Source organism: Rhizobium sp. H4, assembly GCF_003013335.1.
GTDB classification, from domain to species: domain Bacteria; phylum Pseudomonadota; class Alphaproteobacteria; order Rhizobiales; family Rhizobiaceae; genus Rhizobium; species Rhizobium sophoriradicis.
Window position 1 is genome coordinate 15247 of the sequence record NZ_PSOW01000028.1, and the last position, 21987, is coordinate 37233.

Sequence of the window (21987 nt, forward strand, 5' to 3'; positions counted from 1 at the left end):
GCATGCCGCGGGAGCGTGATGTGCGAATGAGGGTTCGAGATGGCGGCCGGCCACCGCAAGGCCGAGGATGACGCCGAGTTGAGAATGAGGCCTGTCAAAACAAGAAAGGCCGGAGCTTTCACCCCGGCCTCCCGTTCAATATCAGCGCAATCGCTTAGTTCACGCTCTTGTCGACCAGCTTGTTCTTGCCGATCCAGGGCATCATGCCGCGCAGCTTGGCGCCGACTTCCTCGATCTGGTGGCTGTCGTTGTTGCGGCGGATGCCCTTGAAGCGGGCCGCGCCCGAGCGGTATTCCTGCATCCACTCGGAGGTGAACTTGCCGGTCTGGATGTCCTTCAGGACGCGCTTCATCTCGGCCTTGGTTTCTTCGGTGATGATGCGCGGGCCCGTGACATATTCGCCCCACTCGGCCGTGTTGGAGATCGAGTAGTTCATGTTGGCGATACCGCCTTCATAGATCAGGTCGACGATCAGCTTCACTTCGTGCAGGCATTCGAAATAGGCCATCTCAGGCGCATAACCGGCTTCGGTCAGCGTTTCGAAACCGGCGCGGATGAGCTCGACGAGGCCGCCGCATAGAACGACCTGTTCGCCGAAGAGGTCGGTTTCGCACTCTTCGCGGAAGTTGGTTTCGATAATGCCGGAACGGCCGCCGCCGACGCCGCAAGCGTAGGAGAGAGCGAGTTCAAGCGCGTTGCCGGAAGCGTTCTGGTGAACGGCAACGAGGCAGGGAACGCCGCCACCCTTCTGGTATTCGCCGCGAACCGTGTGGCCCGGGCCCTTCGGCGCGATCATGACGACGTCGACCGAAGCCTTCGGCTCGATCAGGCCGAAATGGACGTTGAGGCCGTGAGCGAAGGCGATGGCAGCGCCGTCGCGGATATTCGGCGCGATATCGGCCTTGTAGATGTCGGCCTGCAACTCGTCCGGCGTCGCCATCATCATCAGGTCGGCCCAGCCGGCGGCTTCGGCAACCGTCATGACCTTGAAGCCGTCGGCTTCAGCCTTCTTGACTGTGGGCGAACCGGCCTTGAGAGCGATGACGAGGTTCTGGGCGCCGCTGTCCTTCAGGTTCAGCGCATGGGCGCGGCCCTGCGAGCCGTAGCCGATGACGGCGACCTTCTTGGCCTTGATGAGGTTGAGATCGGCATCACGATCGTAATAGACGCGCATTTGAAGTTCCTTCCCTTGTGCTTGTCCTGTTGACTGTCATTAAGGCGAAATCAGCCGAGAGCCGGCATCTCCGCCAGTACCCTTTCCGTGCCGTAAAGCCGCAGGAAGGCGGTCACCGCCTTCTCCGCCTGGCGCGCGGTATCCTTGAGGCCGGGCTCCCCGAGCAGCATGCGCACATGCAGGTCGGAGACCACAAGGCCGTAAAGCGTATGATAGGCCTCGTCGGCATCGGCAAAGCGCAGGAGCCCTGCCCTCTTGCCGGCATCGATCAGCGCCATGGCGCGCCGGTCGATCTGGCGGCGGCCGCGCTCTAGCAGCAGCTTACCGAGCTTCGAGCCGTCGCGATGGGACTGGCCGATGGCGAGCCGGTTCAGTGCCAGCGAGACATCACCGGCCAGCACCTCCAGCAGGTCACGGGCGAAGATCACGACATGATCGTGCAGGCTCGCCGCCGTCAGCCGCTCGCCGTTGCGCTCGAAGGTGCGCACCTTGCTCGCCTGATAGGCGATCATCGCCGAGAGCAGACCGTCGCGGTCGCCGAACCACTTGTAGAGGCTTTCCTTGGAGCAATTGGCGGCACGCGCGACACCAGAGGTCGTCAGCGCCTTCTCGCCGCCATCGACGAGCAACCGCAGCGCCTGCTCCAAAACGGCGTTCTGGCGCGGCGAAAATTCGCTCGGCTCTGCAGTATCGACAGACACGGTCGCGGCTCCCATATACGTACCGTACGGTACGGTTCGTGAGCTTTATGCGGCAAACCGATCGGGCCGTCAAGCAGGCCCGGCAAATATTTTAGTTGGGAAAATCTGATGGGCCGAATTGCGGGGCGCATCAGGCGTAGCGCGCCGGGTGTTCAAAAGCTTCCACATGCATTGGGAGCGGAACGCCGAGCACTCTATTGCTTCCGCTCATTCTCCCTTGATGGATGGGCTCAATATCTGCTGACCAGTAGTGCGAGGCAATGTTCTGGCAGTTGCGGATCACGGCATAGGCGATGTCAGGATCGCCTCCTTCGAAGGTGTCCGAGTCCGCACCACACATCAGGCAATACATTGGCTGATGAGACGACGGCTGCAATGTTTTACACGGCTCGCGCCAGCTGAAGTAGTCGAGGCGGGGCCATTTGTTGCTCATTTCGTATGTCCAAATTTTTCGAATCCCACTATGGCGCCCGGACGTTCGGGAAGCACACGCTCGCGCCCCTCGCGAGAGAGGTATCCTCCATCAATCCGGCAGTGGGATATGCTCATCCCGGTCATCAATCGGAAGGTCGAAGCGTCCTTCGCCCCAATTCTGTGCTCGCCATTCAGCCTTAGCGTCTTCGATGCGGTCCTTCGACGAGGCGACGAAATTCCACCAGATGTATCTGGGTCCCGAGAGGGTCGCGCCACCAAGGATCATAATCCTCGCCCCTCCGCCACCGGCCGCTACAGTAATCCTGTCTCCGGGGCGGAACACCATCATTTGGGGCGCGCTGAACTCTTGGCCGGCGATCGAGATTGAACCTTCGACGATGTAAATGCCCCGGTCCTCATGATTGTCCGGCATCGGCAGAAGGGCGGCTGCTTCCAGCTTCACATCAGCGTAGAAGGTTTCCGAGAACATCGTCGCAGGCGCCTGTTTTCCGTAGGCGCTTCCCAGGATCAGTCGTACTGAAACGCCCCCATCCTCGATCATCGGCAACGCAGCTTCGCCGTGATGCTCGAACGTGGGCGCCATCTCCTCATGACTTTCTGGCAGAGCCAGCCAAGTCTGAATTCCAAACAAGCTGTTCGGGCCGGTTCGAGCCGCCGCACTGGTACGCTCCGAATGGGATACGCCGCGGCCCGCAACCATCCAGTTCAACTCCCCCGGCCTTATAATCTGGTCGGCTCCGGTGCTATCACGGTGGTGGAAGTCGCCGCGATAGAGATACGTGACGGTGCCAAGACCGATATGCGGGTGCGGCCGAACATCGATCCCCTGACCGGTCAACAATTCGGCTGGCCCGGCCTGATCGAAGAAGATGAACGGTCCGACCATCTGCCGCTTCGGCGCCGGCAAAGCGCGCCGGACCTCGAAACCGCCGAGATCGCGAGCTCGGGGAACGATTAGCGTTTCGATTGCATCAACACTGATCTGATCAGGGCATCCTGGTTCAATGCCGGGGTTCCAACTCATGCACATCGTCCTTTTCTGTTGGCGTTCATGAAACCGATGAGTCAAGGCGAAGCCAGCCTGTGCCCGAATTGGACTTCACACGAGCCGCACGAAGCCTTTTTTCGGCACCTTTTCAAACTGCGTCACCACTGGCGCCTGGGAAGACTTACGGTTTTCGTCCTGAGGCCCTGACGACGGGGGCAACTTCAGTCCCCAGCAGTTCAATTGAACGCTTCATCGCTGCCGGTTCAAGGGAGGCGGTGCTCATCTGGAACGTGATGCGGGAAATGCCGCCAAGTTCCTCGCTGGCCCGGAGCATCTTGGCAGATACGGTTGCTGGATCACCGACAAGAAAAGCACCGTCAGGACCGGCCATGGCTTCGAACTGCTGACGCGTTGGCCGCGACCAGCCGCGCTCGCGACCTAATTTCGCTGTGAGATGCGCCCAGCCAGGAAAGAAGGCTTCCTTAGCTGCAGCGTTCGTCTCGCCAACGAAGCCCATTGCGTGTATGCCGACCCTGAGCATCTCGGGGCCATGTCCTGCACGCCTGCCCGCGTCGCGATAGAGATCGATCAGTGGACGGAAACGGTCGAAGCTGCCACCGATGATGGCGACCATCAGCGGCAGGCCGAGTGCACCGGCCCGCACGAATGACTCCGGAGTGCCGCCTACACCGATCCACACCGGCATTTGCGGCTGATGAGGACGGGGGAACACGCCCTGCCCTCTGAGTGCCGGACGAAACCGGCCCTCCCATGTGACGCTCGTTGCTTCCCCTAGCTTGAGAAACAGGTCGAGCTTTTCGGCGAAGAGGTCGTCGTAGTCTCGTGTATCAAGACCAAATAGCGGGTAGGCCTCAACAAATGATCCACGGCCGACGACCACTTCCGCACGGCCTCGCGAAATCAGATCAAGAGTCGCAAATTCCTGAAAGACCCGCACTGGATCTGCGGCGCTCAGGACTGTCACGGCGCTTGTCAGTCTGATTTGTTCAGTGCGGGCTGCTGCTGCGGCCAGTATGACTGTGGGCGCAGAATCGAGAAATTCACCTCGATGATGCTCTCCAATGCCGAAGACGTCGAGGCCGACACGGTCAGCGGCGACAACCTCCTCGATAAGTTCGGCCATGCGATCCGTAGGAGACGGAAGCTGACCTGTCGCCGGATCCGGGAGGATGGCTGCAAAACTATCGATACCAATTTCCATGAGACGTCTTTGCAATCCGTTTAGCTATGGGCGGCCAGTGTTGAGAGTTTCGCGATGGCGGGTACGGCCGCCCTCAATCAACCGGCCGCGCCCCATGATTGGAATACTCCGGCGACATCAACCCTAGGGGCAAAATGTCGATCACGGTCGACTGGCTGGGATGACGAGCTAAACCTGAGGCGAGATCCTCGCTCCGCTTGATTCTCGTCATCCCTGGCGGTTAAACCCCCACGGAGGCGGTTGGCACAGGGGTATTTAGCAACTGCTGCTCCCACAAATAGGCGATGCCGCTACCGCCGACATGTTGCACGATGACGTCGGTCACCTTTGCGGCCTGATCCGCACGAGCCCAGTCGCGTTGCCATTCAGCCGCAAGGGCCAGCCAGGTCATTATGTTCACGCCGGCGGCAATCATGCGTTGAATCGCGACCTGATGCGCTTCGACTGAAACAGCGCCGGATGCATCGGTGATGACCGTGACATCCCACCCCTCGCCTGCAGCTTGAATTGCCGGCATTGCAACGCATACCTCGGTCCAGAGTCCGGCGATGATCAGCTGCTTGCGGCCGGTCACCTTGACTGCATCTACGACCTTCTGATCCTGCCAAGTGTTGATGAATGTCCGATCGATGATTTCCTGGCCAGGGAACACCTCGGCGATTTGGGGGAACAATTTGCCACCCCGCTCGGCGATCACCGTCGTCAGAATCGTGGGCACGCCAAAAGCCTTTGCTGCTTTTGCCAAACCCACCGTGTTGTTGACCACCATCGTGGGCTCGTGACTGTTGACGTTAGCCAACTGGTAAGGTTGGTGGTCAATCAGGACAAGCACCGAATCTTCGGGACGAAGGAGTGAATTGAGGCCGTTACGAAAGGTCATGGAATATCCTAAGTTGGCGGTTCGTTGGCACAATTTGGACGCTCCTCTTCGGGAACAATCCGCGGCAAACTTGTCATTCCCTCATTCGATGCGGTAGTCCTCGATGTTGCTGAACTGTGTCGCAAGAAGAGGAACGCAGAGTGGAAATCGAAGACCTCAGGACATTTGTCGAAGTCGCTGATGCGGGTGGAGTCACGTCCGCTGCGCAGCGGCTTGGCATCTCCAAGTCGATGGTCAGCAGGCGTATCGCGCGGCTTGAAACCGATCTTGGTGCACAGCTTCTTGCCAGGACGACCCGTGGCATCGCGCTCACCGAAGCAGGCGCCACTTTCCGGGACTACGCTGCAAGAATCTCTGCGGAGATGGACGCGGCACGAGAGACCATCCTGCCGGCTGGTGAGCTTTGCGGTCGCCTGAGGGTTGCTGCGCCCCTGTCCTTCGGTCCGACACATTTCGCTCCCGTACTCTCTCAAATGGCGCGCCAGCACCCGCAATTGCACATTTACTCTTGCTATACGGACCGCTTCGTCGACCTTGTCACAGAAGGTTTCGACTGCGCCATACGCGTGGGCTATCTGCAGGACTCGAATCTCGTCGCCAGACGTGTCGGCCCGCTTTACGGAAAGTTCGTCGCTAGCCCGGAATATATTGCTGCGAACGGCTCACCCGAGACGCCAGACGAACTTGTCGATCATCAGGCTCTGATGCAAGGAACGGAAGCGTGGCAGGTCACCGATGGGGATAAGGTTCTGACTGTTCGTCCACAAGGTCGCTTCAAGGCCGATAATGGCGTGGCTCTCTTGGCAGCCGCATTGGCGGGAATCGGTGTCGCCAGGCTTCCGGATGGCCTTACCGATGAACATATAGCCTCGGGAGCCCTCGTTCAGGTGATGTCTCGCCACCCGCCGCCTCCCGCAGGGATATTCGTCGTCAGGCCGCCGGGACAACATCCATCTAGGAAAGTCCGTGTGTTGACTGAGATGTTGATCCAGTGCTTCGATGGCGGCGCCTAGAAGCAAAGAGCGAGTTTCCCAAGGTCTACGCGACAGACGTTCCGCTCGCATCCTTGACCTGTTCCAGTCCTGATCGATCTGGCGAAGCGTGTCATCCAGGCCGATCCCGACGTGACGATGAAAGTTCCCCTGACGTCGATGTTAACAACGGCAGCGGCTCAAATTACTGACGAGTGGATGCGGATTATGGTGCAGATCAAACCCGGCCTGGTCACACCCGCGCCGCTCTGGAGCAAACGGCTTACCTGACACGCCGGAGCTAGCATCGCCTCAAGCAAAGGCAGCCGAGCCCTCTGGCTCGAGACATGTCGGCCGACGTTCCTCTTTCCGCAACACAGTTAAGCATTTCTCATCACTACGAGGTGCCTACCGCGCACACCAGATTGGCGGAGCAAACCGACGAGCGCGTTCGCGGCGTCCGCGGTTAGCCTGAATGCTTGAGGCGACCAACTGGAAAGGACAACATATGATTGATCTCAAAGGAAAGCGTGCATTGGTAACCGGCGGATCGCGGGGTATCGGCGCCGCTATAGCGCTGGCGCTGGCGGAGAATGGGGCCGACGTAGCTTTCACATATCAACGCTCGGTCGAAAAGGCCGAAGCGGTGGCTAAATCCATCGAAAGCAAGGGGCACCGAGCAGTCGCTATTCAAGCCGATAGCTCCGACCCGGACGCCATCACACGCGCAGTAAGGGAAGCGGTATCCGCACTTGGTGGACTCGAAATCCTCGTAAACAGTGCAGCCATTGGGCACACCGGGACAATCGCTGACCTCAACGTCGACGACTTTCAGGCTGTAATGGACGTCAATGTGCGAGCGCCAGTCCTGTTCGCCAAGGCTGTTATCCCCCATCTTCAAGAAGGGGGACGGATCATCACCATCGGTTCGGCTTTGGGAGAGCGGGTGCCGTTTCCGGGCATAACGCCCTATGCGATGTCTAAGGCGGCACTTACATCCTTCACTCGCGGCCTTTCGCGCGAACTCGGTCCGAGCGGAATCACCGTTAATCTTGTGCAGCCCGGGGCGACTGATACGGATGCCAACCCGGCGGACGGCGCGGCTGCCGATTTCCAGCGAAGCCTGACCTCTTTGGGACGCTATGGCGAACCGCGTGAAATCGCGAACGCTGTTGTCTTTCTGGCAAGTCCAGCCGCAAGCGTGATCACGGGCGCTACCCTGACCGCCGACGGCGGCGCGATCGCCTGACCGGTATTTGAGCAGTACAGCACCGGCTCTGTCCTGCATAAGGACAGCGCCGGATGAGGCTGCATGCGGCGGGGCCGTTATGCCTCGCACGCTAAAGCCCGGCCCTTCTCAGGACCGGGCCGGCGCCATACTCCTCTCAACGCATCGGTCAAGAGTAGCCTCAATGCCAGTGGCTTCACTGAGCGTGGAACTCGGGCTGTTGTTGGAAATCGAACGATAAACTCTACTGCGCTGTACGTTGTCTCAATTCCATAACAAGACCAAGTCCCAAAGGCGGGCCTCTGTCATGCCAACATATCAGCCATCGCTGCGAAGCTTGCGCGCCAGCGTCTGAAGCTCCTTGAACGCTTCGTAACGCTTGCGGTGGAGTTCCGAAATCTCACCCTGCGACGGCTGAAAGCGTGTTTCCACCCTCGTGAGTTCGCTCATCGCCGCGCGCACATCGGCAAATTGGCGGCCGGCGACGGCCCCGAGGATGGCTGCGCCGAGCAGCACCGGCTCCTCGGCCTTCGTGGCGACCACCGGCTTGCCGCTCGCATCGGCGAGCACCTGGCGGACGAAATCATGCTGGCCGGCACCGCCGCTGATGACGATGTTCTCGACGGTGACGCCCGCCTCGGCCTGCGTCTCGATGATCTGCCTGAGGCCGTAGCCGATGCCGCAAAGCCCAGCGACGTAGAGCGAGACGAGGCTGTCGACATCCCGCTCCATGCCGAGACCGGCGATAACAGCCCGGGCATGCGGATCGGCAAAGGGCGCGCGGTTGCCGAGGAATTCGGGAACGACATGCAGCCCGGCCGCCAACCTGACGGCATCGGAGGCACGGCCCGCCTTGCCGGCGGCCATGTCGGCAAGCAGGACCGGCAGTGCAGTGCCCGCGCTCGTCGCAAGCTCCATCGCCTCGCCGGCGGCTGGATGGAAGGAGAGGAGCTGGTCGATCGCCGCGCCGGCGGCACTCTGACCGCCCTCGTTCAGCCAGAGGCCCGGCACCATCGCCGAATAGTAGGGTCCCCAGACGCCGGATACGAAAGACGGTTCTGCCGTCGATGTCATCGTGCACGAGGAAGTCCCGAAGACATAGGCAAGATTGGCCTGCGGATCGGCGCCGACGGTTCCGACACCGCCGGCATGTGCATCGATCAGCCCGGCCGCGACGGCCGTGCCCGGCACCAGGCCGAGCTCTTCGGCCGCTGCAGCGGTCAGTCCCTCACCAAGCGTCGAACCGGGCTCGACGATGGAAGTGCCGATGCGGGCAAAACCTTCATCTGCCAGCACGCCGAGGCCGATCTGATGGAAATAGCTGCTGTCCCAGCGCTTCTCATGGGCGAGATAGGTCCACTTGCAAGTGACGGTGCAGGTCGAACGCGAGAGATCGCCGGTCGCCCGCCAGGTGAGGAAATCCGCAAGGTCGAAGAATTGCCAGGCGGCATCGAACACGTGGGGGCGGTTTTCCCTCAGCCAGAGAAGCTTGGGTGTCTCCATCTCGGGCGAGATTCGGCCGCCGACATAGCGCAGCACGTCATGTCCGAAGGCGTTGATGCGCTCCGCCTGCGGGACCGCGCGGTGGTCCATCCACACGATGATGTCCCGGTCCGGATCTTCCGAAGGTCCGACGGCCAGCGATCTGCCGCCTTCGCCGAGGACGACGAGCGAGCAGGTGGCGTCGAAGCCGAGCCCGACCACCGAAGCCGGATCGACGCCGGCTGCGGCAACCACCTCCCGCACGGCCGCGCACACCGCGCGCCAAATTTCGCTGCTCGATTGCTCGACGATGGAACCGGCTTCATGAAACAGGCTGATATTGCGCTTGGCGGAAGCAAGCATGCTGCCGGCCATATCGAACAGGCCTGCCCGGGCGCTGCCGGTGCCGACATCTACACCGATGACATATTTGGCGCCGGCTTCCGTGGTGTGGGATGTGTCGCTCATGGTCTCTCGCTTCAATTCGCCTGGGATCGGCTTGATGGGCAGCCGCGGCCGGATGTCAATCCATGTCTGGAAAGATCACCGCGTCCGGGGACGCTGACATTACGCGGTCGCGGCGCCATGGCAAGGACGTGCTCCGGAGATCCATTTCGCCGAGGCGATTGAGAAGTCACTGCCTGGTGTTGGCTCGATCTCCGGGAGGCATCGGTTCATAGATCCGTCGGGCAACCGGCGGGAACCGAAAGAGGTTCTGCCGGCGCCGCCTTGTCGATCCCGTAGAGCTTGGCGAAACCGGCATCCTCGACCAGCGTCAGACCGGCCGGCATCAAGGTGCCGACATAGCGGTCGGAGGTATCCGCATTGACGACGAGGATGAAATCGAAACGTCCGCGCCAGTCTGACAGATAGGGTGTGAAGTTTTCATAGACCTGCATCATTGCCGGGCACAAAAGCACGCCGATCGACAGCAGATTGCCTTCGGGGACCGCGATCTCAGACCATGGCGTCAGAACCGATAGGGGCTGCTTGCCTTTCGCGGTGAAGAGAGTCGGCACGAACGCATGCGCGAAAGGCGTGGCAAGCGTCGGCAGGTGCCAGAAAGTCTCCTCTCGAAAGAAAAAATACCGGCTGGAGTGCGCAAGGCCGCCCACCGTCTCGGGATCATGCTCCAGAGGCAGAACGGCCGCGCCGACCGGCACCTTTTTGAGGACGGTCTCGACGGCAGCAACGTCCTTTTGTGCAAGCCACCAGTTCCAGCCGATCCAGCTCGTCCGGCCGAAAACCGCGAGATTGACAACGAGCGCCAGCAACAGCGCCTGGCGGCGCGTCAGATTGGCGAAAGGACACACCATCGCCATGGCGACGAGCGCCGTCATGATCGGAAAGCGCCAGCTGATCCATCCGGTTCCGAGCATATGGCGAGGCGAAACACAAGCGAGCAGCAGCAGCCCGCTGGCGGCCACGGCAAGGCCCGCATGCACGCGGATATCGCCCGCGCGTGCGGCACGCGTGCAGATGAGGATCAACGGCAGAACCATCACCACGTCTACCACCGGAATGTATGTGGTGATCGCGGAGAGCAAATTCATGAGAATCAGGACGACGCCGTCGTTCCAGGCAAGGGCAAGGCCGTTATCACCGGCGTTGGGCAAAGCTGGCGAACGGAGATAGAGTGCGAACGGCGGCAGAACGCATGCGCCCAGCGCCAGCGTCAACCGGCCGGCGAGCCGCATCAGCCCCGCCTTCGATCCCAAGACGTCGAAACGCCAGGAAAATTCGAGGCCGCAGATGATCGCCATATAGAAGCCGAGCGAGAAGATGTGCATCACCGTCAGCATGAGCACGGCGGCAAGCCGCCAGGCGAAAAGCAGGACGGGATTGCGGCGCTGTAACCGCAGGTCGGCGCAGGCGAAGAACAAGGCCATGCCGAGGCCGATCTGGAAGTTGATGAAGCCGCCGATCATCGTGGCGCACCAGCCAAGCGACAGCATTGCAATCTGCCAATAGGACCGGCTGCCGAAAAGCGTCCGGTGCAGCGCGATCGCGCCAAGCGGCGGCAGCACGATCGCCAGGAAAAGCAAAGCCCGCGCCAGCCTGTCGGCCCCGACAAGCGGCCCTATTCGGGCCGCCAGAAGATCGATCCCGACATTGGTGAAGGTGCGGTTCCAATCGACCGCATAGACCTCCGGAAACGGCTGCTCGCCGATGCCCCCGGATAGAAGCCAGATACGAGCGTAGTGATTGGCGTAATCAAGAACTGGCGGAAAGCGGAATAACAGGACCAGGAGGGCGACAAACGCGACGAAAACCGCGATCGCAATGGTGGAATCCTGCCGGGCCGCCAATTCATCAGACCCGTCTGCGGCTACAGCAGGCGTGGAAATCTGGTCCATTATCCGATCCGATCACTCTTTTGCGACGGTGGCGACTCTTCGAATCCGAAGGCCGCATCCAGCGCGGCAAGCTTGTCGCCGGCGCCCATCTCCGAAAAAGCAGCCGGCAGTTCCGCACGGTCGTTGCCGCGCAGGATCGCCTCGATCATGAACATCGGCCGCTTCTTGCTCTCCTGCACGAGACGGCCGAGATATTCGCCGATGATGCCGATGCAGATCAGCTGGATGGCGCTGAAGGCGCTGACGGCGGCCATGATCGACGACCAGCCGGTGACCGTCTCGCCTTGCAGCCAGCGAATGAAGGTATAGACGAGCAGCGCCATCGCGATGCCGGCGCTGATCATGCCGAGCCATGTGGCGATGCGCAGCGGCGTCGTCGAAAAGCTGGTGATCGCATCGAGCGCGAAATTGATCATCTTGCGCAGCGGATATTTCGTCGTGCCGGCAAAACGGGCGTCGCGCTCATAGGGCAGCGCCACCTGCCTGCCACCGATCCAGCTGACCATGCCGCGGATGAAGCGGTCGCGTTCCGGCATCGCCAGCAGAATATCGACGACGCGCCGGCGCATCAGCCGGAAATCGCCGGTATCGCGCGGAATGGTCACGGAAGCGAGCCTGGAGAGGGTGCGGTAGAACAGCGAAGCGGTGGCGAGCTTGAACCAGGTTTCACCCTCGCGACGTGTGCGCTGGCCATAGACGACGTCGGCGCCACGCTCCATGATCGGCATCATCATCAAAAGCAGTTCGGGCGGATCCTGAAGATCGGCGTCGATCAGAAGGATGCGCTCGCCCCGCGAGGCGGAAAGTCCCGCCGTCGACGCCAGCTGGTGGCCGTGATTGCGCAACAGACGAACACCGAGCACCTGCGGCACTTTTGCCGCCAGTTCCGAAATGATCTCCCAGGTGCCGTCGGAGGAACCATCATCGACGAGAATGAGCTCGAAGGCATCGCCGGCAACGCTCTGCGCGGCAGCAGAGGCGCGGCGGCAGAATTCGCGCAGGCCCTCTTCCTCGTTGTGACAAGGCGCGACGATGGAAAGAAACGGTGCTTGCGTCATGCGGACGGCGGTGCCTGCTTGATTGATGGCGCCAGCCTAGCCGGGAAACGTCAAGCATCCTTTAATACCGCATTTTGGCCGGAACCGCCGGCGTCTATTCCGCCGCCATCATCTCGCGCACGCCGTCGATGTCGCGGGCCGGCGAAACGCCGTAGAGGCGGCTGTATTCACGGCTGAACTGCGACGGGCTCTGATAGCCGACGCGGTGGCCGGCGGTGCCGGCATCGAGCCGCTCCACCAGCATCAGCCGGCGCGCCTCGTGCAGGCGCAGCTGCTTCTGGTATTGCACCGGCGTCATTGCCGTCACCGACTTGAAGTGGTGATGGAAGGACGACACGCTCATATTGACGCGCTCGGCGAGGTCTTCGATGCGCTGCGGCCGGGCGAAATTCTCCTTCAGCCAGGCGACGGCCCGCGCGATCCTGTTGCTGTGGCTGTCTGATGTGGCGATGTTGATCAGGCGGGCGCCGTGCGGCCCGGTCAGCACGCGGTAGAGGATCTCCTGCTCGATCAGCGGCGCCATGGCGGGAATGTCGCCTGGACGATCGAGCAAACGCAGCAGCCGGACGGCCGCATCCATCAGCTCCGGCGGCGCGACGTTCACCACCATGCCGCGCTGCCCGTCCGTATCGGCGGCCGGTCGCGGAATATCGATGCGGCTGAGCAGTTCCAGCAGCTTTTCCGAATCGATCGCCAGCCCCAGGCAGAGATGCGGAACCTCGGGGCTTGCCTCCGTGACGCGCCAGGCGACCGGCAGATCGAGCGAGGTCAAAAGATAATCCCCGGTCCCGTAGCTGATGCGTTCCGTGCCGAGCTGCAGGCTCTTGGCCCCCTGTAGCACGAAAGCAAAACAGGGCCGGTAGCTGCTGTGGAACGGATCGCTGGGCTTGGAGCGGCGGCTGACATGAAGATTGCCGATCGCAGTCGAGAACTCGCCGTCGCCAGGCGCGAAGCGCATCACGATGTCGACGATTTCCTGGTAGGGGCTGAAAGGCAAAGTCATGCGGAAACTCTTTCTGTCTGAGGCCTGCTGAACGGCTCATATCCGAAGCGGCTTCTATCTTAGGTTCGCCCGGGCATTCCGAAAACGGGCCGTCCGTCCATTTTTGCAGGATCGTGCAAGAAGCTTGGAGGATCACTCTACCTCCCTCGCCGCGATCGGGGCAATAGTGCGTCATCCCGCTCAACCCCACCTCAAAAATCGAAAAAGGAAGGTTCCCATGCCTATCGCAAGAGGCTATGCCGCCACCGACGCTTCCAAGCCGCTGACCCCTTTCACCTTCGAACGCCGCGAACCGAACGCCGACGACGTCGTCATCGACATCAAGTTTGCCGGCATCTGCCATTCCGACATCCACACCGTCCGCAATGAGTGGAAGAACGCCGTCTATCCGATCGTCCCTGGCCATGAGATTGCCGGCATCGTTTCGGCGGTCGGCTCCGCCGTCACCAAGTTCAAGGTCGGCGACCGTGTCGGCGTCGGCTGCTTCGTCGATTCCTGCATCGGCTGCGCCGAGCGCGATCTCGACCGGGAGCAGTATATGCCGGGTCTCAGCGGCACCTACAACGACTTCGAAGCCGACGGCAAGACGCGGACCCAGGGCGGCTATTCCGACTCGATTGTCGTCAAAGAGGGCTACGTCATGTCTATCCCTGACAATCTGCCGCTCGATGCCTCGGCGCCGCTGCTCTGCGCCGGCATCACGCTTTATTCGCCGCTGCGCCACTGGAATGCCGGCCCCGGCAAGAAGGTCGCGATCGTCGGCATGGGCGGCCTCGGCCACATGGGCGTCAAGCTGGGTTCGGCGATGGGCGCCGATATCACGGTTCTCTCCCAGACCCTTTCCAAGAAGGAAGACGGCCTAAAGCTCGGCGCCAAGGAATATTACGCCACCAACGATCCCGAGACCTTCACGAAGCTCGCCGGCACCTTCGATCTCATCATCTGCACCGTCAGCGCCGAGATCGACTGGAACGCCTATCTCGGCCTGCTGAAGGTGGACGGTTCCTTCGTGGTCGTCGGCGCGCCCGAGCACCCGATCCCCGTTCATGCCTTCTCGGTCATCCCCGGCCGCAAGAGCATTTCGGGCTCGATGATCGGTTCGATCAAGGAAACCCAGGAAATGCTCGATTTCTGCGGCAAGCACAACATTGTCTCCGAGATCGAGAAGATCAATATCGACCAGGTCAACGAAGCCTATGAACGGGTCCTGAAAAGCGACGTCCGCTACCGCTTCGTCATCGACATCGCCTCGCTGGCGGCTTGAGGAACAAGAGCGGCTCCTTCGGGAGCCGCTTTTTTTATAACGGAACACTCAAGCTCCCTCATGCTGAGGTGCGTAGCCCGCAGGACGGAGCCTCGAAGCATCCCCCGCAAACGTCGCTCCAATTCGCCCATCGGAGCGCCCGCCCCCCGTGCTTCGAGGCTCCGGCCTTCGGCCTGCGCACCTCAGCATGAGGCTCTCTTTGTACGGGAAACTCTGTTACACGTATCCAAGATTCATTCACGGCGCGGACGCGCCGTGCTGGATTCCTGTGACAGGCGCAGGAATGACGGAGGAGAGGTTGCGCAGTGTGGCACCCCCCTCTGCCCTGCCGGGCATCTCCCCCACAAGGGGGAGATTGGCAAGTGGGCAAACCTGCCCGTCTCTCTACCCGTTTCGTCGAACTGCAAGGCCAATTGTTTGGGGAAGACGTCGCGCCCAGCCAATCTCCCCACCTTGGGGGAGATGTCCGGCAGGACAGAGGGGGTGTCACACGGCACCCCTCTCCCACTGTCTTCCAACTTGGGCCTACCCCTCCTCCCGCATCGTCTCCCGCTGCGTGATCAGCCGGGCGCTGTGCTGGCCGCTCAGATAGATCCACAGCCAGTTCCAGGCGACGGCAAAGCGCGAGCGGGTGCCGATCAGGAAGTAGATATGGGCGATGCCCCAGATCCACCAGGCGATCCAGCCCTTGAGCTTGATCCGGCCGAAATCGATGATCGCCGCACTCTGGCCGATCGTTGCCAGGCTCCCCTGATGCCAATATTTGAAAGGCGCAGGCGCCGGGTTGCCGGACAGGCGGGCGCGGATAACTTTTGCCACATAGCCGCCCTGCTGCTTGGCGGCGGGCGCTATGCCAGGCACGGGCTTGCCATCCTCCCGCATGACAGAGGCCGTATCGCCGATAATGAAGACATCAGGCAGGCCCGGCGCGCTCAGATCCTTCTCGACGATGGCACGCCCTGCACGGTCAGCCGGAATATCGAGCCACCGCGCCGCCGGTGAGGCGGTGACGCCGGCCGCCCAGACGATCGTGCGGCTGGGCGTGAAAGTCTCGCCGATTCGGACACCGTCGGCGCTGCACTCGGTGACCGGCTTGCCAAGAAGCACCTCGACCCCCAGTTTCTCCAGCGCCTTTTGCGCATAGGCCGAAAGCTCCTCCGCAAAGGTAGGCAGCACCCGCGGGCCGGCCTCGACGAGCACCACACGGGTCTTGCGCGTATCGATATTGCGGAATTCCTTCGGCAGCGTGAAATGCGCGAGCTCGGCGATGATGCCGGCGAGCTCGACCCCGGTCGGCCCGGCGCCGACAATGGTGAAGGTCAGAAGCGCGTCGCGCACCGCGGGATCGGCCTCCATCTCCGCCTTCTCGAAAGCGAGCAGCACGCGGCGGCGGATCGTCGTTGCATCCTCCAGCGTCTTCAGACCCGGCGCCACCGGCTCCCATTCGTCACGGCCGAAATAGGCATGCGTTGCCCCGGTCGCCAACACCAGCGTGTCATAACCGAGAGTCATGCCGTTGCGTAACGAAACAGTCTTGGCGCCGCTATCGACACCGGTGACCTCGCCGAGCAGCACCGTCACGTCAGGCCGGTCGGCATAGAGGCGGCGGATCGGCCAGGCGATCTCCGAAGTGGAGAGAATGGTCGTCGCCACCTGATAGAGCAGCGGCTGGAAGAGATGATGATTGCGCCGGTCGACGAGCGTGATCTTCACGCCCGCTCCCTTCAATCCGTTGACGAGCTGCAGCCCGCCGAAACCGCCGCCGACAACGACGAGATGATGCTCGCTCATGACCTACCCTTTTGCGCCATTTTGCTGAAAGCCAATGTGGCCTTCGCCGCAAAGGTTGCAACCACTGTTTCGGCATGCCTGCCCTGCGTCGCGGGCAGTCAAGGGCTCCGACGGCTAATATCGCGCGCTCCTGCTGGAGCCGACGAGGCCTGCGGAGCGGCGGTCAGAGGGAGAATTTCGGTTGGAGTACAACGCAATTAGAACAAGCAACTGAAACGCGCCGCATAATGCGGCGCGTTTAGTCGGCCTGGAACCAGTGCACAGCGCAGGTGCGTAACCTGCCGATCAATAAGGACCGATGCACTGGCGACGGGGTCCGTAGTAGGGCTGGAAGGTGTTATCGTAGGCCCTGTACGAACGATAGCGCGCATAGCACCACGCCTCGTGGTTTCCCCTTCCGTAATAAGCAGGCGATGCATAGGTGCGGTAGGGCCGGCCATAATAGCGGCCATAATACCGGTAGGGTGAATAGCGGTATGGCGAACCGTAATAGCGGTACGGGGAGCCATAATAGCCGTAGGGCGAACCGTAATAAGGTCGGCCATAATAGGGCTGGGCCAATGCGCTGCCGATGATCGTGCCGACGGCTAGACCACCCAGAGCCCAGCCCAAATCCGCTCTATGACGGCGATGGTAGCCCCGGTAATATCCTCCCCGGTAACGGCCGTGGCCACGCCATTGCACCTGCTCGATCTGCTGCTGAGCTTCGATCCTGGGTGGGTTGATAGCCGGAAACGCCTGGGCTGGCGTGACATCGGGGATGCTGATGATCAAGCATAACGCGGCGACGGTTAGCTTTCTCATGACTGTCCTCCTCTACTCCTCCAGGAGGAGGACACAACTTCCCCCTCTTGAACCAAGGGTGAACGCAATATGTCGAAAATCGTTCCGTATCGGGACAAATTAATCGCGGAGAAGGCGCAAAGGAGCCACGGTCTATTCTTCCGGGCCGACGGGGTCACGGCGCATAGCCGACAGGTATCGCCATTCCATGTTTCAATTCTTCCATCGAGATCGACGCTGAGACGTCGAAGAGTTCGAGCTTGCGGACGATCTGCTTATAAATCACGTCGTAATGCTCGACGCGCGGCAGCACGATTTTCAGGATGTAATCATGGTTTCCGGTCAGCCGGTGCGCCTCGACGATCTCGGGAATGTCGCTGATGATTCTCCGGAAGGTTTCCGTCCATTCGTCGGAATGGTGGGCCGTCTTGACGAGGGCGAAGACCGTCGTCGGCACGCCCATGCGTTCGCGGTCGAGCACGATGATGCGCCGGGCGATATGGCCGCTTTCTTCCAGCCGCTGAATGCGCCGCGAGCAGGCCGAGACCGACAGCGCCGCGCGCTCGGCAAGATCGGTCACGGATATGCCGGCATTCTTCTGCAGCATGTCGAGAATGCGTCTGTCACGATCATCAAGCATGGTGTGAAATGAACCCTGCGCTCTCAATTTGCGTCATTTGGCCAATCGATGCAAAATAGTAGCACGTCTTCCTCATAAAGGACAAACAATGCAAACCCGCCGCGCGACCATTGCGGCATCATTTTCGAAATTCGAAGCATGGGAGCACGAAGAGATGAAAACGATCGGCCTGATCGGCGGCATGAGTTTCGAAAGTTCGGCGGTTTACTATCGCCTAGTCAACGAGATGGTGCGCGCGCGCCGCGGCGGCCTCGCCTCGGCCGAACTCATTCTGCATTCGGTCAATTTCGAGGAGATCGTCGCGCTTCAGAAGGCCGGCGACTGGGCTGGAGCGTCCCGCCGTCTCGGCGAGGTGGCCGAGCGCCTGCAGGCTGCCGGCGCCGGCTGCATCTTGATCTGCACCAACACCATGCATCTGATCGCCGATAAGGTCGCGGCAAAAATCTCCGTGCCGCTGATCCATATCATCGACGAGACGGCGAAGTCGCTGCATGCCGCTGGCCGCAAGCGGCCGCTGCTGCTTGCAACCCGCTACACAATGGAACACGCGTTTTACGCCGAGCGGATGAAAAGCCTCGGCCTCGATATCATGGTGCCCGACGCCGCCGATCGCACCACCGTGCACGACATCATCTTCAACGAACTCTGCGCCGGCAAGGTGCGCGACAGCTCGCGCGAGAAGCTGATCGATATCATTGACCGCGCCGTGGAGCACGGCGCCGACAGCATCATCCTCGGCTGCACCGAGATCTGCCTGATCCTCGATCCCCACCGCCTGCCGCTGCCGGGCTTCGACACCACCGCGATCCACGCAAGGGCGGCGGTGGATTTCGCCCTTGGCACTGAGGACGCTGAGGCGGAAAAGGCTGCGTGAGGTCTATAATTTAGTTGACTCAGTCAACCAAATGCAGACAAATGTCTTCATGCGGAGATCTTTTGTCAGTTTGTTGGCACGTCGATCACCCCTCCTTCCGTCATGCTCTGCCTCCGTTCGATAGGGCAGCAGATCCTCGGCACAAAGTCGAGGATGACGGCGAGCGAGGAACGGGCCTGTCAACAATCTGGCGAGGTCTCCCCCTGGAGATCACCATGTCCGATACCGCCCTCATCGAAACCGCCCGCGATTTCAACCGCTTCTATACAAATTTCCTCGGCCTGCTGAACAAGGCCTATCTCGACTCGCCCTACACGCTGACGGACGCCCGCATTCTCTTCGAGATCGGCTCGCATGAGGGCGTCAGTGCCGTGGCGCTTGTCCGCGACCTGCATCTCGACCCGGCCTATCTCAGCCGCATCCTCAAGCGTTTCCGCGCCGAGGGACTGATCGAAACCAACCCCCATCCGGCCGATCTGCGCAGCCAGATCATCACTGTCACCGAGCAGGGACATGTGCAATTCAAGGAACTCGGCCGGCGCGCCAATGCACAGATCGCCGCCCGTTTCGACAAGCTCGCCACCGGCGAGCCGCAGGCGGTCGTTTCCGCCATGGACAGGATCCGCGCCCTCCTCGACCCCGCGGCAAAACCCGCCCCCGCCGTCATCCGCCCCCACCGCGCCGGCGATATCGGCTGGATCGTGCAGAGCCAGGGGCGCTTCTATGCCGAGGAATATGGCTGGGACCTGCGCTTCGAGGCGCTGGTCGCCGAGGTCGCCGGCAAATTCCTCGCCAACTTCGACCCCGCCATGGAATATTGCTGGATCGCCGAACGCGGCGGCGTCAATGTCGGCTCGGTCCTCGTCACCAATGGCGGCGACGGTATCGCCAAGCTCCGGCTGCTCTATGTCGACAAGGCGGCCCGCGGCCTCGGGCTCGGCAAGCTGTTGGTCGACGAATGCATCCGCTTCTGCAGGCAGAAGGGTTACCGCGAGCTTTCGCTCTGGACCAACGACATGCTGGAGACAGCTCGCGCCATCTACATCAAATCAGGCTTCCGGCTTGTCTCCGAGGAGAGACATCGTATGTTCGGCCCTGAAGCGAACGGCCAGACCTGGGTCCTCGCCCTCTGAATTTGCTGCGCGCAAAAGTTTCGCTTGATTTGGAAACGATCATTTCCTAATTAGGCGGACATGACCGGCGCCAGCCTCACACCAAATGAAACAACCCGCAGCCGTGGCCGGCCGCGCGAGTTCGATATGGACGCAGCGCTGGATTCGGCCCTGCGGGTGTTTTCAGAACGCGGCTACCACGCCACCTCGATCAGCGATCTGACCGAGGCAATGAGCCTCGCCTCCGGCAGCATCTACAAGGCGTTCAAGGACAAGCGCGGCGTCTTCCTCGCCGCTTTTGGTCGTTATCGTCAACTCGGTCGGCGGCGTCTGGAAGCGATGATTGCGCCCGCGGCGACCGGTCGCGAAAAAGTCTTCCAGATGGTGATGTATTATACGGAACTCTCCTATGGCGATGCCGGCCGCAAAGGCTGCCTCGTCGTCGGCGGCGCCAATGACTTCGCCCTGTTGGATGAGGAAACCGCCGCCCATGTCGCGACCGCCTTTGCCGCGGACGAGAGGCTGATGGCCGATCTCATCCGCATCGGCCAGGCCGATGGCACCATCCCGCAAACGGTGGATGCGGATGCCGCCGCCCTCGCCTTCCTCTGCCTGACCAAGGGCCTGCGCGTCATCGGCAAGACGGGACGCAGCCGACAGGAAATGATTTCAGCGGCCGAAGCCGCGATGAAGCTCGTGAGCTGAAAACGAGCGAATACCGGCACCCGGTCAAGGATCGGGTGGCCGCAGCCAGCATTCTTGCATTCAAACTTCCCGATCTTCGAATAATACCGGAGTTTCTAATGAGCATTTCAGCCACTACGCCCGATAATGCCATTCCACGAGCGCTATCCCCCTGGCTCACCTTCCTTTTCGCCGCTGCTTGCGGGCTGGTGGCCGCCAATCTCTATTATGGCCAGCCGCTTGCCGGGCCGATCAGCGCCGATCTCGGCTTCACGCCGGCCGCGACTGGCCTGATCGTCACGCTGACGCAGATTGGCTACGGCCTCGGCCTGCTGCTGATCGTGCCGCTCGGCGACCTCACCGAAAACCGCCGGCTGGTGCTGGCGCTGGTCGCCGTCTCCGCCGTCGCCCTGATCGGCGCCGCGCTGTCTTCGACACCGGCCATGTTCCTCACCGCCTCACTGTCGATCGGCCTCGCCTCGGTCGCCGTTCAGGTGCTCGTGCCCTTCGCCGCGAACATGGCGCCGGATGCGACGCGTGGCCAGGTCGTCGGCAATGTCATGAGCGGCCTGCTCTGCGGCATCATGCTGGCCCGCCCCTTCGCAAGCTTCGTCGCCGAGGCCTCCTCCTGGCACATGGTCTATTACGTCACCGCGGCGCTGATGCTCATGCTCGCCATCATCCTGCGCGTCAACCTGCCGGTCCGTGTGCCGAAGACCAAACTCGGCTATGGCGAACTGCTTGCCTCCATGGCGCATCTGGCGCTGACCTCGCGGGTGCTGCGGCGCCGCGCCCTCTATCAGGCCGGCATGTTCGGCGCCTTCAGCCTGTTCTGGACGACGACGCCGCTGCTGCTTGCAAGCCCGACCTTTGGCCTGACACAGAACGGCATCGCCCTCTTCGCGCTTGCGGGTGCGGCCGGCGCCGTCGCCTCGCCGATTGCCGGCCGGCTCGCCGATCGCGGCATGACGAAGGTCGCCTCGGCCATCGCCATGCTGCTCGGCATGGCGTCCTTCCTGATCAGCCATTTCGCCGCCGACGGCTCGCTGACCGCCCTGATCTTGCTGACGGTGGCGGCGATCACACTCGATTTCGGCGTGACCACCAACCTCGTCTGCGGCCAGCGCGCCATCTATGGGCTGAACCCGGAACATCGCAGCCGGCTGAACGGCCTCTTCATGGCCACCTTCTTTGCCGGCGGCGCGCTCGGCTCGGCGCTCGGCGGTTGGGCCTACGCCACCGGCGGCTGGACGATGACCGCCTGGATCGGCTTCGCCTTTCCGGCGCTCGCCTTCATGCTGTTCCTGACGGAAGGGCGCGGGAAGTAAATTACCTGACAC

20 protein-coding genes are annotated in these 21987 nt (G+C 61.6%); 7 read left to right on the forward strand and 13 right to left on the reverse strand.

Features of this window, described 5'->3' with window-relative positions; translation table 11 throughout:
* Positions 1 to 154: 154 nt before the first annotated feature.
* The 6 genes from ilvC to C4N04_RS29795 all read right to left on the reverse strand — a co-directional run bounded on the left by ilvC (position 155) and on the right by C4N04_RS29795 (position 5400).
* Positions 155 to 1174: a ketol-acid reductoisomerase gene (gene ilvC, locus C4N04_RS29770; protein WP_004668557.1), complete on the reverse strand. Its 1020-nt coding sequence runs from the start codon at positions 1172 to 1174 to the stop codon at positions 155 to 157.
* A gap of 50 nt (positions 1175 to 1224) precedes the next feature.
* Positions 1225 to 1890 carry a TetR/AcrR family transcriptional regulator C-terminal domain-containing protein gene (locus tag C4N04_RS29775; RefSeq protein ID WP_199852515.1) on the reverse strand — a complete coding sequence of 222 codons (666 nt, stop codon included), beginning with the start codon at positions 1888 to 1890 and terminating at the stop codon, positions 1225 to 1227.
* Between the two features lie 115 nt (positions 1891 to 2005).
* Positions 2006 to 2308, reverse strand: coding sequence for a hypothetical protein (locus tag C4N04_RS29780; protein WP_077992946.1), 303 nt, complete (start codon positions 2306 to 2308; stop codon positions 2006 to 2008).
* Positions 2309 to 2398: 90 nt separating this feature from the next.
* Positions 2399 to 3334 (reverse strand): pirin family protein, encoded by a 936-nt coding sequence (locus C4N04_RS29785; protein WP_077993092.1) that lies wholly within the window; start codon positions 3332 to 3334, stop codon positions 2399 to 2401.
* A gap of 145 nt (positions 3335 to 3479) precedes the next feature.
* Positions 3480 to 4520: an LLM class flavin-dependent oxidoreductase gene (locus tag C4N04_RS29790; RefSeq protein ID WP_106797696.1), complete on the reverse strand. Its 1041-nt coding sequence runs from the start codon at positions 4518 to 4520 to the stop codon at positions 3480 to 3482.
* Positions 4521 to 4740: 220 nt separating this feature from the next.
* Entirely contained in the window at positions 4741 to 5400 is a 660-nt protein-coding gene (locus tag C4N04_RS29795) for a hydrolase (RefSeq protein ID WP_010045003.1), read from the reverse strand.
* A gap of 140 nt (positions 5401 to 5540) precedes the next feature.
* Between C4N04_RS29795 and C4N04_RS29800 the strand changes: the two genes are divergently transcribed.
* Both C4N04_RS29800 and C4N04_RS29805 read left to right on the forward strand, forming a co-directional pair.
* Entirely contained in the window at positions 5541 to 6413 is an 873-nt protein-coding gene (locus C4N04_RS29800) for a LysR family transcriptional regulator (protein WP_038689896.1), read from the forward strand.
* 466 nt (positions 6414 to 6879) lie between these two features.
* A complete protein-coding gene (locus C4N04_RS29805) occupies positions 6880 to 7620 on the forward strand; it encodes an SDR family oxidoreductase (RefSeq protein WP_096771774.1) in 741 nt (246 codons plus the stop codon).
* Between the two features lie 297 nt (positions 7621 to 7917).
* Here the strand turns inward: C4N04_RS29805 and C4N04_RS29810 are convergent, their stop codons facing one another.
* From C4N04_RS29810 to C4N04_RS29825, 4 genes are all read right to left on the reverse strand, one after another.
* Complete coding sequence (locus C4N04_RS29810) at positions 7918 to 9549, reverse strand: FGGY-family carbohydrate kinase (protein ID WP_106797697.1); 1632 nt, start codon at positions 9547 to 9549, stop codon at positions 7918 to 7920.
* A gap of 206 nt (positions 9550 to 9755) precedes the next feature.
* Complete coding sequence (locus C4N04_RS29815) at positions 9756 to 11438, reverse strand: hypothetical protein (RefSeq protein WP_106797698.1); 1683 nt, start codon at positions 11436 to 11438, stop codon at positions 9756 to 9758.
* On the reverse strand, positions 11438 to 12496 hold the full coding sequence (locus tag C4N04_RS29820) for a glycosyltransferase family 2 protein (RefSeq protein ID WP_106797699.1): 1059 nt from the start codon (positions 12494 to 12496) through the stop codon (positions 11438 to 11440). The genes C4N04_RS29815 and C4N04_RS29820 overlap by 1 nt, the downstream gene beginning before the upstream one ends.
* 94 nt (positions 12497 to 12590) lie before the next feature.
* Positions 12591 to 13499, reverse strand: coding sequence for an AraC family transcriptional regulator (locus C4N04_RS29825; RefSeq protein ID WP_106797700.1), 909 nt, complete (start codon positions 13497 to 13499; stop codon positions 12591 to 12593).
* A gap of 217 nt (positions 13500 to 13716) precedes the next feature.
* Between C4N04_RS29825 and C4N04_RS29830 the strand changes: the two genes are divergently transcribed.
* A complete protein-coding gene (locus tag C4N04_RS29830; RefSeq protein ID WP_096771777.1) occupies positions 13717 to 14763 on the forward strand; it encodes an NAD(P)-dependent alcohol dehydrogenase in 1047 nt (348 codons plus the stop codon).
* A 525-nt stretch (positions 14764 to 15288) separates the two neighbouring features.
* On the opposite strand, the gene C4N04_RS29835 is transcribed toward C4N04_RS29830, so the two are convergent.
* From C4N04_RS29835 to C4N04_RS29845, 3 genes are all read right to left on the reverse strand, one after another.
* The gene (locus tag C4N04_RS29835) at positions 15289 to 16554 is read right to left on the reverse strand and encodes an NAD(P)/FAD-dependent oxidoreductase (protein ID WP_106797701.1); all 1266 of its coding nucleotides are present in this window, start codon (positions 16552 to 16554) and stop codon (positions 15289 to 15291) included.
* A 285-nt stretch (positions 16555 to 16839) separates the two neighbouring features.
* Positions 16840 to 17358, reverse strand: a complete 519-nt coding sequence (locus C4N04_RS29840) for a BA14K family protein (RefSeq protein ID WP_096771779.1) — start codon at positions 17356 to 17358, stop codon at positions 16840 to 16842.
* 154 nt (positions 17359 to 17512) lie between these two features.
* Positions 17513 to 17977 (reverse strand): Lrp/AsnC family transcriptional regulator, encoded by a 465-nt coding sequence (locus C4N04_RS29845; protein ID WP_106797702.1) that lies wholly within the window; start codon positions 17975 to 17977, stop codon positions 17513 to 17515.
* Between the two features lie 154 nt (positions 17978 to 18131).
* Between C4N04_RS29845 and C4N04_RS29850 the strand changes: the two genes are divergently transcribed.
* From C4N04_RS29850 to C4N04_RS29865, 4 genes are all read left to right on the forward strand, one after another.
* The gene (locus tag C4N04_RS29850) at positions 18132 to 18851 is read left to right on the forward strand and encodes an aspartate/glutamate racemase family protein (protein WP_096771798.1); all 720 of its coding nucleotides are present in this window, start codon (positions 18132 to 18134) and stop codon (positions 18849 to 18851) included.
* Between the two features lie 215 nt (positions 18852 to 19066).
* Complete coding sequence (locus C4N04_RS29855; RefSeq protein ID WP_096771781.1) at positions 19067 to 19984, forward strand: bifunctional helix-turn-helix transcriptional regulator/GNAT family N-acetyltransferase; 918 nt, start codon at positions 19067 to 19069, stop codon at positions 19982 to 19984.
* Between the two features lie 60 nt (positions 19985 to 20044).
* Positions 20045 to 20668, forward strand: a complete 624-nt coding sequence (locus C4N04_RS29860; RefSeq protein ID WP_096771782.1) for a TetR/AcrR family transcriptional regulator — start codon at positions 20045 to 20047, stop codon at positions 20666 to 20668.
* A gap of 98 nt (positions 20669 to 20766) precedes the next feature.
* A complete protein-coding gene (locus C4N04_RS29865) occupies positions 20767 to 21975 on the forward strand; it encodes an MFS transporter (RefSeq protein ID WP_106797703.1) in 1209 nt (402 codons plus the stop codon).
* The last annotated feature ends 12 nt before the right edge of the window (positions 21976 to 21987 follow it).

Excerpts from the sequence above, each read along its gene's own strand:
- ilvC (WP_004668557.1), bottom strand. The coding sequence starts at position 1,174 with ATGCGCGTCTATTACGATCGTGATGCCGATCTCAACCTCATCAAGGCC.
- C4N04_RS29775 (WP_199852515.1), bottom strand. The coding sequence starts at position 1,890 with ATGGGAGCCGCGACCGTGTCTGTCGATACTGCAGAGCCGAGCGAATTT.
- C4N04_RS29780 (WP_077992946.1), bottom strand. The coding sequence starts at position 2,308 with ATGAGCAACAAATGGCCCCGCCTCGACTACTTCAGCTGGCGCGAGCCG.
- C4N04_RS29785 (WP_077993092.1), bottom strand. The coding sequence starts at position 3,334 with ATGAGTTGGAACCCCGGCATTGAACCAGGATGCCCTGATCAGATCAGT.
- C4N04_RS29790 (WP_106797696.1), bottom strand. The coding sequence starts at position 4,520 with ATGGAAATTGGTATCGATAGTTTTGCAGCCATCCTCCCGGATCCGGCG.
- C4N04_RS29795 (WP_010045003.1), bottom strand. The coding sequence starts at position 5,400 with ATGACCTTTCGTAACGGCCTCAATTCACTCCTTCGTCCCGAAGATTCG.
- C4N04_RS29805 (WP_096771774.1), top strand. The coding sequence starts at position 6,880 with ATGATTGATCTCAAAGGAAAGCGTGCATTGGTAACCGGCGGATCGCGG.
- C4N04_RS29810 (WP_106797697.1), bottom strand. The coding sequence starts at position 9,549 with ATGAGCGACACATCCCACACCACGGAAGCCGGCGCCAAATATGTCATC.
- C4N04_RS29815 (WP_106797698.1), bottom strand. The coding sequence starts at position 11,438 with ATGGACCAGATTTCCACGCCTGCTGTAGCCGCAGACGGGTCTGATGAA.
- C4N04_RS29820 (WP_106797699.1), bottom strand. The coding sequence starts at position 12,496 with ATGACGCAAGCACCGTTTCTTTCCATCGTCGCGCCTTGTCACAACGAG.
- C4N04_RS29825 (WP_106797700.1), bottom strand. The coding sequence starts at position 13,499 with ATGACTTTGCCTTTCAGCCCCTACCAGGAAATCGTCGACATCGTGATG.
- C4N04_RS29830 (WP_096771777.1), top strand. The coding sequence starts at position 13,717 with ATGCCTATCGCAAGAGGCTATGCCGCCACCGACGCTTCCAAGCCGCTG.
- C4N04_RS29835 (WP_106797701.1), bottom strand. The coding sequence starts at position 16,554 with ATGAGCGAGCATCATCTCGTCGTTGTCGGCGGCGGTTTCGGCGGGCTG.
- C4N04_RS29840 (WP_096771779.1), bottom strand. The coding sequence starts at position 17,358 with ATGAGAAAGCTAACCGTCGCCGCGTTATGCTTGATCATCAGCATCCCC.
- C4N04_RS29845 (WP_106797702.1), bottom strand. The coding sequence starts at position 17,977 with ATGCTTGATGATCGTGACAGACGCATTCTCGACATGCTGCAGAAGAAT.
- C4N04_RS29850 (WP_096771798.1), top strand. The coding sequence starts at position 18,132 with ATGAAAACGATCGGCCTGATCGGCGGCATGAGTTTCGAAAGTTCGGCG.
- C4N04_RS29855 (WP_096771781.1), top strand. The coding sequence starts at position 19,067 with ATGTCCGATACCGCCCTCATCGAAACCGCCCGCGATTTCAACCGCTTC.
- C4N04_RS29860 (WP_096771782.1), top strand. The coding sequence starts at position 20,045 with ATGACCGGCGCCAGCCTCACACCAAATGAAACAACCCGCAGCCGTGGC.
- C4N04_RS29865 (WP_106797703.1), top strand. The coding sequence starts at position 20,767 with ATGAGCATTTCAGCCACTACGCCCGATAATGCCATTCCACGAGCGCTA.